This is a genomic window from Pristimantibacillus sp. Z349TD_6 (assembly GCF_056173205.1).
The window spans coordinates 6332267-6348974 of sequence record NZ_CM149662.1 but is presented as its reverse complement, the minus strand read 5'-3'; the positions used below and the strand labels follow the sequence as shown (position 1 = coordinate 6348974).

Below are 16708 nucleotides of genomic sequence, written 5' to 3'. Positions count from 1 at the left end.
TGCCAGCAGATGTTCATTAGGGTAATGTAAATCGCTCGTATTCGTTATGTTAGCAGCCTCCTCATCTTAATAAGTTACAACGGACTGAAGCCGAGGTTTTCACGCAAATTTTGTCCAGCATACTCGCTAGGAAATAATCCTCGCCTTTGCAGCTCAGGAACGACTAGTTCCAGAAAGGCGTCAATACCGCCAAATGCCAGCTGAGGCATAACGCTAAAGCCATCAGCAGCACCATTTACGAACCAATGCTCCATAATATCAGCTACTTGGTTAGGTGTTCCAGCAATGCTTAGCTGACCGTTGCCTACCCAATATTTCTCGAGCAGCTCCCGGAGTGTCAGCTGTTCATTATCAACAATCTTTTTGACCATCTGATAGAAGGTTTGATACGCATTAACTTGGCCTATATCAGGAAGCTTCGGAAAAGGATCATCCAGTGCATATCCCGAAAAATCGATGCCAAGCAAATTGGAAAGAGACATGACCGAACGTTCTATTGAACCGAGCTGCTGCAGCTCTCTCGCAATGTCACGAGCTTCAGCCTCCGTTTCACCAACAATAACATGAATGCCCGGCAATACTTTAATATCATGCGCGGAACGTCCGGCTTTGACAGTTCTTTCTTTGATGTCTTGATAAAACAGCTGCGCGTCTTCAAATGAGTTTTGGACGGTGAATATAAGCTCGGCATATTGAGCAGCTAAATTTCTGCCATCCTCTGAGGCTCCGGCTTGGATAAGCAGAGGTCTTCCTTGCGGTGGACGCATCATGTTAAGCGCACCGCGTACGGAATAATAATCCCCCTGATGCTGTATATCATGAACCTTGTTGACGTCGGCATACACACCGGATGTTTTGTCTTGGACGAGCGCATCGGCTTCCCAGCTGCTCCACAATTTGAGCACGACCTCTGTGAATTCCCGCGCTCGCTCGTAACGTTCTGCATGAGCTGGCAATTGCTCCAGCCCAAAGTTGAAGGCGGTACGTTCTACGCCAGTGGTTACAATGTTCCAACCAGCTCGCCCGCCGCTTATATGATCAAGCGAGGCGAATATTCTAGCTGTGTTATAGGGCTCGGTGAAGCTTGTAGAAACGGTAGCAATAAGGCCGATTCGCTCCGTTACGGTCGCAATGGCAGATAACAATGTCAGTGGTTCGAAGCCGAAGATCGGACCATGCTGGACTGCTTTTGCCTCAATCGACAGACCGTCCGCGATAAATAGGGAGTCTATCCGGGCGGCTTCCGCTTTTTTGGCGATCCGCAGGAAATGACTGACGTCATGAATTTCATCCAGCTTCGTGCTTGCATGACGCCAAGCTCCTTTGTGAGCACCCGCATTGTGTAGAAACAAATTTAAAATCATTCTGCGATTAGGCTCGCTCATCTGGATCACCTCCTGTTTATTTCATGCCGCTAAGCGCAATTCCACGAATGATTTGCTTCTGGAAAATAAGAAAAATAACAATAAGCGGAGCGATTGATATCGTTGTTCCTGCCATAATTAAGATCCAATTGCTCGTATCCTTCAGCTCGCTGGAAAAATAAACAATCCCGACGGGCAGTGTGAATTTCTCCTCCGTTTGCAGCACGATGAGCGGCCAGATGAACTGGTTCCAGTTCCCGATAAAGGTAAGAATAATCAAAGTGATTATAGCTGGCTTCACTAGTGGGATGGCGATATGCAGCAGAATACGCCATTCATTAAGTCCATCAATGCGAGCCGCATCCAGCAAATCGGAAGGAATGGAGTCCATAAACTGCCTCATAAGAAAGATGCCGAAGGCCGTAATAATGCCGGGAAACAGCACGCCCCAATAAGTGTCGGACCAGCCTAATTCATTCGCAATTAAATACCACGGGATGATGAGCATCTCTGTTGGAACCATTAAGGTGCTGATTATGAGCAGAAAAATGAGCTGTTTGCCGACGAAAGAAAATTTGGCGAGCACATACCCCGCCGCTGTATCGAAGATTAGAACAGTAGAGGTTGCAATCAGAGAGATGATGAGCGTATTTTTGATCCATTGTGCGAAAGGAGCCTTCTTGAATATGGCAGCGTAGTTGTCAAAGGTTATCGTCTCAGGAATTAAGCGTAGATTGTAAACGTCCTGAGGAAGCTTGAAGGAGGTAGCGACCATCCATAAGAACGGAAACAGCATGATGCCGACGCCAAGCGTTAGCAGCAAATAAATGACAAGCGTGCGCAGCCTCTCTGCGGGGGACTTTGCGTTTTTCTGTGTTTTGTAAACGCTTTGTGTGCTCACTGATTCGTCCTCCCATCAATATTCTACTTTTTTGTTCAACACTTTTAATTGAAGCAGCGTAAGCACCAAAATGACGACGAACAAAATAACTGTAGCAGCTGCGGCGCTGCCCATCTTAAACTGCTGAAACGCTAAATTGTAAATATGGAGCACCATCGTCGTTGTCGCATTCAGCGGTCCTCCATTTGTCATGCTCAGCACCTGTCCGAACGATTGCAAATAAGAGATGACGCCAATGACAGCCGAAAAAACGATGACGGGATTAAGCAGCGGAAGCGTAATATGACGGAATTTCCGCCATGCGCTTGCACCATCGATAGCTGCCGCTTCATAATACATGCGCGGTATCGCTTCAAGCCCTGTCATAAAGATAAGCATTTGAAAGCCAGTGCTTTGCCATATCATCGTTAATGTAATGAGAATAAGCGCCTGACGCGGCGATTGCAGAAACAATTGCGGTTCTAGACCGAGATTTAATAACATCTCGTTTAACCAGCCGTTGCGCATGAGAATCCACCGGAATACCCAGCTTACTGCGACGATGCTTGTGACGTAAGGGATGAAGTACACGGTACGGAACAAGCCGCGCAGCCGCTTGATATTGTGAAGCAGCAATGCGACAAATAGCCCAACGATCAGCTGTCCGGGAACACCAATAACAACAAATTTGAACGTATTGGCAATCGACTTGAGGAAGAATTCATCTGTGAACAGCGTCTTGAAATTCGCCAGTCCAACATAAGGTTTGCTCGGGGACAATAAATCCCATTCACGAACGCTCACATTGAAGGCATACAAGATGGGGAGCAACCGCGTGCTGAGGAAATAAAGCAGAGGAATTCCGAGCGTAATATAAATAAACAAATAACGCTGCGTGCGGTAGGATAAACGTGTGAGGAACAGTTCTCGGCTTTTGCGTACGGTTAGCTTTAAGGCATGTGCAATCATAATGGAACTCACCTCCATTTCATCAAAAGAAAGGCGCTCGCTCTAGGCCGAGCGCCTTTTAGATTACTTTTTGTCTGCAGCAGCCCAATAGTCGTCATAGAGCTTTTGCGTTTTGGCTACAAGGTCTTGGAAGGCCTTCTCGACCGGAACTTTATTAAGCAGCACTTCATTTGTCGCATCAACAAACAATGTTTTTTCTTGGGTTTCGTCGATGAAGAAATGCGCGCGGCTATCGTCCAATTGGGAAATAAATGGCCCTAGCTTCTCGTCGTTTACGTATTTATCCTGCGTCGCAACAGCTTTCTGTGCTGGAAGCTCTCCGATTTGCTCTACCCATTTCTCCTGAACCTCTTTGCTCGTTAGAAATTCCAAAAATTCAGAAGCAGCCTTCAGCTTGTCGCCTTCTACATTTTTGGGAATGGCGTTCGCCCAGAAGGAGGACGGAGCTGATTTGGTTTTGTAGGACGGAAGAGGTGCAACGCCATAATTTAAATCTGGAAAGTCCTTCTTAATGGAGCCAAGCCGGAAGGAACCGTCGATATTAATAGCCGCATGACCGGTCATAAAGGCATTGCTGTCATTCTCATAAAATCCGTTAATCCCAACCTTATGCTTCACGGCAAAATCGATTAAATATTGAAATGCCTCCAAACCTGCAGGTGTTTCTGCCCATAATATTTTGCGACGATCATCACTTAAGTCTTGACCGCCTGCTTGATGCAGCAGACCATCTCGATACCAGTGATGCAGCTGCGCGCCGGGCTCCCATGCGAAACCTTCAGTGACAAACTGCCCTTTGGCATCTGTTTCTGTCAGTTTCTTGGATACGTCTACCAGCTGCTCCCATGTTGTAGGAAGCTCAGTAATATTGGCTTTGGACAATAGATCCTTATTGTAGAACAAGGCGAGTGTGCGTACGGCAGTAGGAATAGCGTAATAGGAGCCATTAATTTTTGCGGCGCTCACTAATGGGTAAAAATTGCTTTCAATTTCCGCAGTTGGAAAATGATCCTCAGGCAGCGGCTGCAAATAACCGGATGAGACGTATTTCGGCAGCCAGCCATAGTAGAGGTTAATAACATCTGGGCCTTTGCCGGCTGGCACGAGCGTAGCAACCTTCTGATTGTATTGATCATAAGGGAAGTTGGTTTGTTTTACGGTAATGTTCGGATGTAAGGTTTGGAATTCTTTTATGAGTTCGTTGATCAGTTCAACCTTGGCTGGAAATTCATATTGCCAATATTCAATCGTCACTTTTTTATCTGTTTCTTTGTCTGTTTCTTTGTTTGTTGCTTTATCGGTTGGTTTTTCCGTTGCTTTATTTTGTTCTGTGCTGTTTGCTTGATTGTTGCTGCCGCAGCCTGCTAGAGCAAGTGCGATGATAAGTGATCCTGTAACGATAGAAACTAAGCTTTTGTTCTTCAATGGTATCCACTCCTTTTTTTATAGAAAAACGATGCTTATGCTTGGCTTGCGATGTCGGATTTCTTGGAAATCGTGTTAGGCGGCAGCTCAAGACCGAGCAGGCGCCTAGCGTTATTGCCGAATATATTCTCGATATCTTCCTCTCCGAATCGCAGCTCGCGGCAGGCGCGAACTTGATCCTGCAGGTAACGATAAGGGTAACCTCGAGGAAATCCGCTGGCGTCCGTTCCAAAAATAATACGTTCAGGCCCGATCAGCTCATAGGTTTTGCGAAGCGCGTATTCCAAGGTGAGCTCATAGGGCATCCAGCGCATCCATTGATTGGAGCCGGAAGTATCGACATATACATTCGGGCAGCTCCAGCACAGATGAAGCAGCTCTTGGAAATAACCTGCGCCAAAGTGAGGAATGATGAACGGAATGTCCGGAAATTCTCTTGCCGTGTTGAAAATTGCTAGAGGACTTATATTCGGATGATGGGCAATTCCTCCCGCATGGCCGAGTAAACCGAAGTGGATCAACACAGGAAGCTTCTTCTCTGCGAGAAAGGTCCATACGGGCGTGAGGGACGGATCATCAAAAGGAATGGAAGTCAGCGGGCCGAACAGCTTATAACCTTTAAGCCCTAACTCATTAACTGCCCTTCGAAGTTCTTCCTCTGCGCCAGCATCCTCGATGGCGTGATGGGCAAAGCCGGTAAAACGATCAGGATGACTGGCCAGATGATCGGCCAAATTGTCATTATCAAGCGCGGTGAGGAAGTTGAGTCCTCCGATCCCGTACTTATCAAGCTCCTTCACCCATCGGTCAATTAACGGCGTGTTTTCATTTTCACTATCGTTGTCTGCAATCGTTGCATCTGGAAAATCCCAAGTGAGCCGCATTCGCTCGCTTCTCTCTGCACCATAGCGAGCAACAGATTCATGTCGTTTGTTATTTCCTAGCACTAATCGGTAAGGAAGATGTCCATGTACATCAAATACTTTAAATTGGCTGCGAAACATAGCTTCACTCCATTCATAATTCCTTGATGATCCAATCAGTCAAAATCAAATCAATATCGGCAGCGCCAGCTGCCAATCGTGATTCTCGTTCCTCCAGCCATAGCGCAAGCTCGGATAATCTATCTTGCTGAACGGTAAGTGCCCGGTTCATCTCGGCAGGGCTAGGACCGCCCCGGAGCCTGCGTATATTTACAAAATGCGCAGGCTCCAACGCTTGCTTTAATTGCTCCTCAGTCAGCCCAAGCGGGATGCCAATGGTTTGGATCGCAGCTTCATTTAATGCTTCAAGGTTCAAGTCAGCTATCTTGTTGCCATGCTGAACGGCATGCGTGACGAGCTTGCTTACGATTGAATGTGCTTTATGAAAAGATAATCCTTCATCTCTGACGATCGTATCAGCAAGTTCGGTAACAGTAGCGAAGCTTGCAGCAGTGCGCTGCCTCAGAACATCCTCGTTTAGCTGCAAGGTGGAGATGACCTTGGACAACAATCGGTATACAACTTCAAGCGTCTCTAGGCTGCGCCAAGCATAGGGCTGCATATCGTCTTCGGTATCCACAATATCGCCAAAAGGCGTATTGTGAATCATTGTAAGGACGGTCTGAGCATTGCCTGCAATGCTGGATAAGAGTGAACGGATATGCTCAACAGAAACGGGATTTCTTTTTTGCGGCATAATGGAGCTGATCTGGACGTATGGGGCGGCTATTTGAATGACTCCAAATTCCTGTGTGCACCACAGCAGCAGCTCCTGCGTAAATCGTCCAAGATTAATCGCTGCGAGCGAGATTCCAGCGGCGATTTCACCTACATAATCTGCTCCGCTTACAGCGTCATATGAGTTTTCAATTAACCCGTCAAAAGCAAGCAGCTCGGCAACGCGTTCCCGGCTAATGGCAAAACCCGACGTTGTCAGAGCGGCAGCTCCCATGCTGCTTAAATTACAATTTGCGTAGGCCGCTTGCAATCTGCGTATATCCCTTGCGAGCGAGTCGGTTACCGCTGCAATGTAGTGGGCGATTGTCGTCGGCTGTGCTTGCTGGGTATGCGTATGAGCGATAAAGATCGTTTCTGTATGCTTCTGGGCGAAAGCAAGCAGTTCAGTGTGCAGCTTCAGGGCAGACGAGATCGTTTTAAGCAGTTTTTCTCGTAAAGTGATTCGGTATATGGCGATACCCATGTCATTGCGGCTTCGAGCCAAATGAAGGCTGCCGGAGGCTTCATCCGATAATTTAAGCAGCTGGTGTTCCACTTCAAAAAACAAATCCTCAAATTGGCCGGTATAGGTACCGCTGTTTAACTGCGCCAAATCAACAGAAAATAATGATTTGGCGATTTTATGGCCTTCTTCCTTGCTGAGCAGCCCTTGCTCAAGCAGCATGATGAGATGCGCTTTATGCACGGAGATCATTGGAAGCAGAAGCTCCTTCTTGGCTTGGTCATAGGCAGGCGCAAGTACCGCTTCAGCATAGGTTCTGCCAGGGAACGAGCTGCCTTCCGCTGTGTCGCTCCGTCTAATCGTCATCGTGTACGCCCTCCTTCGTAAAATAACTTTTTATTTGGCAGATGTTGAGATTGCATGAGAATATAAAAACAGCCGGAGCTATCGCATAAAGCGATTTCTCCGGCTGTCCGGTCGTTTTCCATATTATTCCTAGTGGAATTGTATGATTAGAATAGTATCACGGTTTTATTTGGAGCGCAACTCTTTTTATTGTCCGTTAGATCTTCGACATTTCATCGCTTGGTACAGGCAGGAGCTCGCTCGAGTCAAGAGGTGTATACGAAAGTAAAGACTAGTATATGGATCAACATTGCTCACCTTTCTATACTAGAACTAAGAAGGAAAGCTGCATAAAAGCAGCCGCATTATTATTATGAAGACCATGTGGAGGGGTAGTATGAAGAAGAAAAGGAAGGCGCTTTTGAGTATCGCATTGGTTCTTAGCTTGGCCGTAGCTGGATGTGGCAAAAACACGAATGAACCGGAAAAATCGACTAACACGCCTGTTGAAAAAGGAAATGAAGTAATTGAAGTATCGACGGTTTCGCCAAGCGATCAATATTTGAAGTTTGATGAGGGCGAGAGTTTCGAGAAAAATTCCGTATACGATGCCTATGAGAAAGACATTGGCGTCAAGATTACGAACAAGTGGGTAGCCGATACGAGCCAATTCAAGGAAAAGGTAAAGATTACGATCGCATCCGACGATCTTCCCGATTTCCTCTTAGTTAATGCAACGCAATTGAAAGAGCTGACTGAAGCGGATATGATTATGGATTTGACCAAAGTGTATGACGAGAATGCCACAGAGGAAACGAAAAAGTTTTTGACGATGGATGGCGGCATGCAGATGAAAACAGCGATGTTTGACAACAAACTGATGGGTATTCCGAGCTCATACAATCCGTACCAATATCAGTTTTTGTATGTGCGTACAGACTGGCTGAAGGAGCTGAATTTGCCTGAGCCGAAGACGATGGCAGATTTCATGGCGATTGCTGAAGCTTTCAAAGCCAAAGATCCAGGCGGCACAGGCACATCATACGGGCTTGCCGTAAGTAAAAATCCATTCAGTATGGATACAGGAGTAACGGGACTACGTGCATTCCTCAATGGTTATCATGCCTATGAAAATATTTGGATTGAAGATGGCAAAGGCGGCTTGGTTAACAGCGACATTCAGCCGCAAGTAAAGGATGCGCTTGCTGCACTGCAGGATATGTTCAAAAAAGGGCTGATTGATCCTGAGTTCGCTGTAAAAGATGTGGAGAAAGCGGCAGAACTCGTTTACAACAATAGCATTGGCATGGTTTACGGTGCATCTTGGACACCAGCTCAGCTTGTGAAAGGTGCTGTGAAGGACGGAAAAGTGGTTCAGGAGTGGGGAGCATTCCCGATTCCAACGGTAGACAGCAGCCCTGCATTGTCCCAAATCGGGCTGGGTGTTGATGAATATTATGTCATCTCCAAGAAGGCGAAGCATCCAGAAGGCGTTATTAAGCTGTTGAACCAGTGGATTGCCGTCGATAATCATCCAACCGATGAGCAAAAGGTATATGAATTCGGTAAAGACTTGAAAGAGAAGGGCAACAACTACTGGCTGCTTAGTCCGCTGCGCGTAGGTAAACAACTGGATAACAACGGCGAAATACTGCCAAAAGCGATTGCCAATAAAGACACTAGCATTTTGGTAACGAAGGATCATAAAACGCGGTATGAGCGGGCAATGAAGTATGTTGACGGTGATACGAGCATGTGGTGGGAGTATTTGATCTCAGGCCCAGGCGGCGCGTTCTCTCATGTACCGGAAATCCAGAAGAATAAGCAATATTTGCAAAATAAATTTTACGGAGCGCCAACTCCAACTATGGTAGACCGACAAGAAATTTTGCTCAAAAAGCGGGATGAAGTTTTCTTCAAAATCATCATGAATCAAGTATCGGTGGATGAATTCGATAAATTCGTCGTGGAATGGAAAAAGCTTGGCGGCGATGAAATTACAAAAGAAGTAAACGAGTTTTACGCTGCTCTGAAATAATTGCAAAACGAATGAGTAGAGGGATTGGTTGAAGCAATCCCTCTTTTTATTAACCTTAAACAACGAGGTGAATGGCTTGAATGTACTGACACGGATGTGGAAGAGGGAATGGCCTCTTCATCTGATGCTGCTACCGGGAATCGTTTTGGTTTTGATTTTTAGCTATGTCCCAATGGTCGGCATCATGATGGCTTTTCAGAAATATGTACCAAACAAAGGGTTATTCGGGTCCCCCTTCATTGGACTGAAAAACTTTCAGCTATTGATTGATTACCCTGATATCGGGCGTATTTTCTTTAATACGGTCTATATCGCCGTGATGAAAATCATAGTAGGTCTCATTGTACCGATCACGATTGCGATATTGCTTAATGAGCTGCGGAGAGAATGGATAAAACGGACGTTTCAGACGCTCGTTTACTTGCCTCATTTTCTATCATGGGTACTGCTAAGCGGAATTATCGTTGATGTTTTTTCTCCATCCTCAGGCGTTTTCAATCAAATATTAGGCTTGTTCGGGATAAAGCCTATTTTTTTCTTAGGGAGCAATGATTGGTTTCCATATGTTATGGTCGCCTCGGATGTATGGAAGGAGTTTGGATTTGGCACAATTGTGTATTTGGCTGCGCTGACGGGCATCAATCCCTCGCTTTATGAAGCAGCCGAAATTGACGGTGCAGGGCGTATCAAACAGACCTTCCATGTCACACTGCCTGGAATGATGCCGATTATCGTGCTTATGTTTACGCTTAATATCGGGAATGTACTGAACGCAGGCTTCGAACAAATCTTTAATTTGTATAGTCCGCCTGTCTATGAAAGCGCAGATATTATTGACACCTTTGTCTATCGAATGGGTGTGCAGCAAGCGCAATTCGGTTTCGCCACGGCAGTAGGCTTATTGAAATCTATCGTTTCTTTTATATTCATTTCTCTTTCTTATCTATTAGCTTATCGTGTAGCGAATTACCGCATTTTTTAACGATGCGTTCGTAATTCAGAAGGGAGACATTACGTGATTACAAACCGATCATTTAGCAGACGGCTATTTGTAGCGTGCAACTTTACTTTTCTCATGCTGACATCCTTCTTATGCCTCATGCCTATCATTCATATTTTGGCGATCTCATTCAGCTCTGGAGCTGCCGCGGCTGCTGGGAAGGTTATTTTATGGCCGGTTGAATTCACGACTGCGGCTTATGATAATGTATTTGGAAAACCGGAATATTTGCGTGCGTTCTGGGTATCGATTCAGCGCGTTGTTCTAGGAACCTCCATTAGTATGGTTTTGATGATTATAACCGCTTATCCATTATCCAAAGATCCCCGTCAATTTCGGCTTAGAACCTTATATGCATGGTTATTCGTGTTTACGATTTTGTTCAGCGGCGGTCTGATTCCTTCTTATTTGACTGTAAAATCGCTAGGTTTAATCGATACGATGTGGGCGCTCGTCCTGCCAACGGCTATTCCGGTGTTTAATGTTATTTTATTGCTTAACTTCTATCGTAATTTGCCTAAAGAACTAGAGGAATCCTCGCGTATAGATGGTGCAGGTCATTTCACTACATTATGGAAAATATATGTACCGCTATCGTTACCAGCTTTGGCAACGACGGGACTTCTTACGATGGTGGGGCATTGGAATAGTTGGTTTGACGGCATGCTGTATATGAATCATACTGAGAATTATCCGCTTCAGACGTTTCTGCAGACGGTCATTATCAAGATGGATTTCCGCTTTATTAAAGCGGAGAATGCCGAATTGATGCTTAAGCTGTCTGATCGCACAAGCCGAGCGGCACAAATTTTTGTCGCAGCATTTCCGATTCTGATTGTGTATCCTTTTTTACAGAGGTTTTTCATCAAAGGAATCGTAATGGGGAGCGTAAAAGAATAGTGCCGGAATGGTCTACTACTACGAGCAGGAGTAAAAACGATGAAAAACCTATTCTTTTTGCATGATTCCTCCATATTCAAAAAAATTATGGCTGCCTTTTTGGCGGCCTTGCTGCCGCTGATGGCTATTACTTGGATGATTATAGAGAAGGGCTCGGAAAATATTCGCAGCGAGATCTCAGAATCGATACTGAATACGACTAGGTTTTATATGGACTCTCTCGACAAGGAAGCGGATCGAATTAGCCGTTACTTGCCGAACTATGTGATGGACAAAGATTTGATGGAAATTGCTACAACGGGCAATGACATGAGCTCATATGAGCGTTCGCGCAAAATATTGGATATCCAGCGAAGGCTTGAGCTTATGAAAAATTCAAGTCCGTTTATTAAAGAAGCAAAGGCGTATATTCCATTAATCAAGCGCACGATTCTGAGCAATGATTTTGAGACCTCTTTGAATGAATCGGAGTATACCGCGATGCAGGCTAATGTGAAATTGTATGAAGAGCCCTTTATTTATTGGGAAAACCGATTGTTTATAACGATGCAATATCCTATTATTTCAGTTAAAAATCCGTTGTATATTGTAGGGGTTGAGCTCTCAACGAGCAAAATAAAGGACACGTTATCGCAAATTGGCGGAACGCGAGACGGACACAGCGTGCTGCTTAATTTGGAACGCGGCTGGGAAATTGAAAGCGGGGTAGACCCGGCTTTACTGGGGCAAATGAAAGCTTTAGCTGTAAAAAAGCAGGAATCAAAGTCCAATGAAGGTTACGAAACGGTTATCTACAATGGTAAGCGCTTTCTTACAGTATATAAATATTCTACGCTTTGGAATTCCTATTCGATTACCTGTATTCCCGAAGAGAAGGTTCTTGGATCATTGCAAATGTACAGAACATTATTTTTATGGGCTTGTGCTCTTTCGGTAGGTATCGTCTTGTTTTTCACCTATTTCCTATTGCGCTTTATTTACCGGCCTCTTATGAAGCTGGTGCAAGCTTTCCGCCGTGTTCAGCAGAATAGGCTGGAGCCGATTGTGATTGACCGTGGAGGAGATGAATTCGGATATTTGTACAAAGCCTTTAATGACACGGTACGATCGCTCAATACGTTAATTAAGGAAAATTACGAGCAGCAAATTCGGAATCAGCGCTCGGAGCTGAAACGACTGCAATCGCAAATTAATCCTCATTTTTTATATAACTGTTTTTTTGTTCTATGCCGATTAATTAAATTGGACAGTCAGAAGGAGAAGGCCTATCAATTTTGTTTATACATTGGGCAATACTTTCAGTTTATTACTCGCGATGATGAGGATGAGATCCCTCTCGAGCTTGAGGTAGAGCATTCGCGTACTTATGTTGACATGCAATCGATCTGTTACGGGGAACGGATACAGGTTTCTTTTGCAGGAGATGTCCCAGCTATTCACGTACCAAGACTGATTTTGCAGCCTATTATTGAGAATGCCTATAAGCATGCTTTAGGCAATATGGTACAGCGCGGCGAATTGAAGGTACACAGTGACCAAACGGAAAATGAATTCACGATTTATGTGGAGGATAATGGCCAGAGCATTACGGATAAAGAGATTGAACAGCTTCAGAAGAAGCTGCGGCATTCAACCAATCATATCGAGGAAACAACAGGAATTATTAATGTGCATCGTAGAATTCAACTGCGTTACGGAGAGGATTACGGCATTGCGCTGTCACGATCTGATTTAGGCGGATTGATGGTCACAATCAAACTGAGTGCAAGCTAGAGGAGGAAACACCATGTACAGACTGCTCATTGTAGATGACCTGCCCATTATTGTAGATGGTTTAGTAGAGCTGTTCGAGCAGACAGAGCATTTGCAGCTCGAAGTGATGAAAGCTTATTCAGGGGAAGAAGCATTGGAGGTATTATCCCAGCATCGCATGGATATCGTCGTATCCGACATTAAAATGCCGGGAATAGAAGGAATCGAGCTGTTGCAGGAAATAAAGGCACAGTGGCCTGCCTGCAAAGTTATTTTTCTAACGGGATATAACGATTTTCAATATGCAAGAAACGCCATTACTTACGGTGGTTTTGATTATATTCTGAAAATAGAAAGCGACGAGAAAATCATCCAGTCTGTCGAACGAGCTATCGAGAAAATAGAAGAGGAACAGGATCAAGTACAGATGATTACGAGAGCCCAAACCAGTATGAGGCTGGCATTGCCCTCATTGCAAAAAGAGTATATATGGGGGCTTCTGCAGGGCAAGCATGCAGCGGAGAATCAGTTAAAGCAGGCCTTCAATGAGTTAAATATTCCGCTCGATGCTGCCCTGCCGGTTTATGTGCTCATTGCCAGAATCGATGTATGGAAGGAAATGTTCACTGCGCCTGATAAAGCTTTATTAACTTATGCACTGCAAAATATTGGCGACGAATATTTGTCTGCACAGGTAAAAAGCTATTCCGTTGTATTTGAGCTGTCAAAGATCGTCTGGTTGATTCAACCGAAAAGCTCTGATGAGTTATCTGCTGATACCAGTTCCAGCAATTTGGATTTTGTTAGAGCCTATCGCTATACGAGCGGCATATTGGAAACGATTCAAGGCACATGCAAGAGGCTGCTGGGAACGACCGTTTCTTTTCTCCTTGGCAGCGAAGTGACGGAATGGAATGATCTATCGGATCGTTTTCATGCGAACAAATATGGTTTGGTGCAAGGGCATGGATTGTTTAATGAGGTCATTATGACCGACAAGGACATTCAGAACCAAGAGACAGACGATAAAGCCGGCGGCATTCATGATAGCTTTTACCATGCTCGGGTGCAATTGCTGATGAGCTGTCTAGAAAATAACAATCGGGAGCAGTTCAATAAATTGTATGTGGAGCTTACTGCAATTTGGAATGTCCCTGGAACGCCAAATGAGCGCAAAATAGAAATGTATCATTCCCTCTCGGCAGTGTTTCTTTACTATATACACAAAAACCGGGACATTCGGGATTACATGAATACACAGCTCGACTTGGAGAAGTTATACCGCTACGGGGACTCTACCTCATGGACGGAACTGATTCAGTATTATAGGCAAATGGCGGACTGTTTTTTTGAATGGAATACGCTGCGCGGCTCGCAATTGCCGACTGAGGTAGTAAATAAAGTACATCGCTATATCGAAGAGAATTTGTCTACCGATATTTCCTTAACCGCTTTAGCGGATTACGTAAGCTTAAATCCTTCTTATTTGTCCAGACTTTATAAGCAAATAACGGGCATAGGCTTATCAAAATACGTGAACGACTATCGGAATTTGGTTGCCAAAGACATGCTTCTGAACACATCCATGAAAGTTAATGAAATTGCGGCTGCGCTCGGATACAATTCCGCGCTTGCCTTTATTCGCTTTTTCAAGAAGCAGAACGAGACGACGCCGCAGGATTTCCGCATGGCAAGGTGCCAGTCGCAAATGCAAGGTCAACAATAGTATATGGATTGTAAACAACGATCTCTGTCTCCTCCTGAACGCTCCCCTTACAATTGATGTATAGATAGCGCACAAGAGGAGGAGAAATTTTGAGAACATTAACAGCCGTATTACTAGGCGCAGGCAGCAGAGGGAGATACATTTACGGGCCGTATGCGGAGAAATTTCCGAATGAATTAAAAATGGTTGCTGTAGCTGAACCAAATGAAGAACGCAGAAATCGGTTTGCAGAAATCCATCAAATCAACCAAGAGCATGTGTATGACAGCTGGGAGAAAGTATTTGAGCAAGGGCGTATAGCAGATGTCATGATCATCTGTACACTCGATCGGATGCATTATATACCGGCGATGAAGGCCATGGAGCTCGGTTATCACGTCCTGCTTGAGAAGCCGATGTCGCCTTCACTTACGGAATGCATTCAGCTTGAGCAGGCGTCACTGCGGCATAAAAGGCTGCTTGTTGTTACGCATGTGCTTCGGTATTCACCATTTTGGTCTGGGATTAAAAAATGTATCGAGGACGGCGAGCTTGGCACGGTGGGTACGATTCAATTAACGGAGAATGTTGGTTATCAGCATATGACGCATAGTTATGTGCGCGGCAATTGGCGGAATTCAGAGGAGACTAGTCCAATGATTTTGGCCAAATCGTGCCACGATCTGGATATCATCTCCTGGCTTATGGATCAGCCTTGTACAAGCGTTAGCTCGTACGGCTCTTTATTGCATTTCAAATCGGAGAATGCTCCGGATGGTTCAGCGGAACGCTGCATTGATGGCTGCGCCGTCGAGAAGGATTGTGCTTTCTCAGCGATAAAGATGTATATGCAGGCGCCGGATCACGCTTGGGCGAGATATATGACGAATGATTTGTCACAAGAGGGTATTCTGAAAGCACTGAAGGAAGGACCGTTTGGACGTTGTGTATACCGCTGCGATAACAATGTCGTTGACCATCAGGTTGTGAATATGCAATTCGAGAATGGAGCGAATGCATCGTTCATTATGTCAGGATTGACGCAAAGCGGTACACGCCGTGTTCAAATGATGGGCACAAAAGGTGAAATTATTGGCGATATGGAGAAAGGTTCTTTTACGCTGTATCGTTATGCAACAGGAGAACAGCTTGAAATTCGCTGCAGCGTCCAAGGGGATGGCCACGGAGGCGGAGATGATCGGATGGTCAGCTCGTTCCTGCGAAACGTTTGCCAGTTCGACAGCAATCCTTCACATGGCTTGACCTCTGCAACGGCGTCGCTGCAAAGCCATCTGATCGCATTTGCGTCGGAGCATTCGAGGCTGCATGAGGGGCTTGCGATCAAACTGTCGGATATGCTTGAGAAGCAAGAGCTGCCTGCATAAGGTAAACAGACAGGTTGAGATAAGGTGTCTCAATAGTGGATAGTACCCTTTTGTGTTTAATCGTTGTGCCGCTGTCAGCGGCGTACAACATGTTAAGATCACTTCTCTAACGAACTGTATTAAGCTTATTGTACAGAAAAATACCTGTTTTAAGTTTTAACGAACCTTATTGTCGTTATTCCAAGTTTTATAAGGTGTTATGCCTCATTTACCTCGAATTAACGATTCTGTAGTTCGTTAGAATTTCAAAACGATACGAATAGTCTAAATAAGAGCTGCTAGGTTCGTTAGCGATATATGCTTTAACGATGACCGCTAGCAACAGAGCATTTTGAGCGTCAACAGTTGAGGCGGATTGTGTGAATACGCCTAAATGCGAAAGTAGACTGCGTTGTAAAATCAAACCTATCGCTCCCATGCAAGCTGTGTCTCAAAAGAGATAAACTCTCTGGAGAGATAGCTCAATTTCATTAATAATCATGCAGCTGATGAAAAAATGGCGTCACAGAAATTTATTTCTGTGACGCCATTCCCTATTTGGGTCTATTTATTTTTGAGATAGGCCCATTTATTTGTCCATGACAAGGTCAATCTGGGCGGTGAAATGAGACAAGTAAACAAATGTATATCAAAGTCATAAGTTATCTCTTTGAAAGTCGGGTCAAGTTTCTTAAAGTAACAGTAAGAACATGGCTGCAAGCTTCTATATCGGTTGCGATGGAATCTTAGGAAGGGGGATTGAGTGCTGCAAAAGACTTAAAGCAGGCTTGAAATGAAACCTA

Annotated in this window: 13 protein-coding genes; 6 read left to right on the top strand and 7 right to left on the bottom strand. The window is 44.9% G+C overall.

Going from position 1 to position 16708, the window contains the following annotated elements:
• Positions 1-74: 74 nt before the first annotated feature.
• The 6 genes from AC0VYE_RS27620 to argH all read right to left on the bottom strand — a co-directional run bounded on the left by AC0VYE_RS27620 (position 75) and on the right by argH (position 7167).
• Positions 75-1385: an LLM class flavin-dependent oxidoreductase gene (locus AC0VYE_RS27620; RefSeq protein ID WP_475443789.1), complete on the bottom strand. Its 1311-nt coding sequence runs from the start codon at positions 1383-1385 to the stop codon at positions 75-77.
• 16 nt (positions 1386-1401) lie between these two features.
• Positions 1402-2265 (bottom strand): carbohydrate ABC transporter permease, encoded by an 864-nt coding sequence (locus AC0VYE_RS27615; RefSeq protein ID WP_256710944.1) that lies wholly within the window; start codon positions 2263-2265, stop codon positions 1402-1404.
• Positions 2266-2280: 15 nt separating this feature from the next.
• Complete coding sequence (locus AC0VYE_RS27610) at positions 2281-3213, bottom strand: carbohydrate ABC transporter permease (protein WP_475443787.1); 933 nt, start codon at positions 3211-3213, stop codon at positions 2281-2283.
• 63 nt (positions 3214-3276) lie between these two features.
• Positions 3277-4638 carry an extracellular solute-binding protein gene (locus tag AC0VYE_RS27605; protein ID WP_475443786.1) on the bottom strand — a complete coding sequence of 454 codons (1362 nt, stop codon included), beginning with the start codon at positions 4636-4638 and terminating at the stop codon, positions 3277-3279.
• Between the two features lie 35 nt (positions 4639-4673).
• Positions 4674-5642, bottom strand: a complete 969-nt coding sequence (locus AC0VYE_RS27600; protein ID WP_475443784.1) for an amidohydrolase family protein — start codon at positions 5640-5642, stop codon at positions 4674-4676.
• 13 nt (positions 5643-5655) lie between these two features.
• Positions 5656-7167: an argininosuccinate lyase gene (argH, locus tag AC0VYE_RS27595; RefSeq protein ID WP_475443783.1), complete on the bottom strand. Its 1512-nt coding sequence runs from the start codon at positions 7165-7167 to the stop codon at positions 5656-5658.
• A 376-nt stretch (positions 7168-7543) separates the two neighbouring features.
• On the opposite strand from argH, the gene AC0VYE_RS27590 reads away from it, so the two are divergent.
• From AC0VYE_RS27590 to AC0VYE_RS27565, 6 genes are all read left to right on the top strand, one after another.
• Positions 7544-9184 carry an extracellular solute-binding protein gene (locus AC0VYE_RS27590; RefSeq protein ID WP_475443781.1) on the top strand — a complete coding sequence of 547 codons (1641 nt, stop codon included), beginning with the start codon at positions 7544-7546 and terminating at the stop codon, positions 9182-9184.
• Between the two features lie 94 nt (positions 9185-9278).
• Positions 9279-10166, top strand: coding sequence for an ABC transporter permease (locus tag AC0VYE_RS27585; RefSeq protein ID WP_179089829.1), 888 nt, complete (start codon positions 9279-9281; stop codon positions 10164-10166).
• A 93-nt stretch (positions 10167-10259) separates the two neighbouring features.
• Positions 10260-11084 (top strand): carbohydrate ABC transporter permease, encoded by an 825-nt coding sequence (locus AC0VYE_RS27580; protein ID WP_372239007.1) that lies wholly within the window; start codon positions 10260-10262, stop codon positions 11082-11084.
• 39 nt (positions 11085-11123) lie between these two features.
• The gene (locus AC0VYE_RS27575) at positions 11124-12857 is read left to right on the top strand and encodes a sensor histidine kinase (protein ID WP_076269003.1); all 1734 of its coding nucleotides are present in this window, start codon (positions 11124-11126) and stop codon (positions 12855-12857) included.
• Between the two features lie 13 nt (positions 12858-12870).
• Positions 12871-14562 carry a response regulator transcription factor gene (locus AC0VYE_RS27570; RefSeq protein WP_475443779.1) on the top strand — a complete coding sequence of 564 codons (1692 nt, stop codon included), beginning with the start codon at positions 12871-12873 and terminating at the stop codon, positions 14560-14562.
• An 89-nt stretch (positions 14563-14651) separates the two neighbouring features.
• Positions 14652-15926 (top strand): Gfo/Idh/MocA family protein, encoded by a 1275-nt coding sequence (locus AC0VYE_RS27565; RefSeq protein ID WP_475443777.1) that lies wholly within the window; start codon positions 14652-14654, stop codon positions 15924-15926.
• 208 nt (positions 15927-16134) lie between these two features.
• Here AC0VYE_RS27565 and AC0VYE_RS27560 read toward each other — a convergent pair whose 3' ends face one another.
• On the bottom strand, positions 16135-16329 hold the full coding sequence (locus tag AC0VYE_RS27560; RefSeq protein WP_475443775.1) for a hypothetical protein: 195 nt from the start codon (positions 16327-16329) through the stop codon (positions 16135-16137).
• Positions 16330-16708 lie beyond the last annotated feature (379 nt).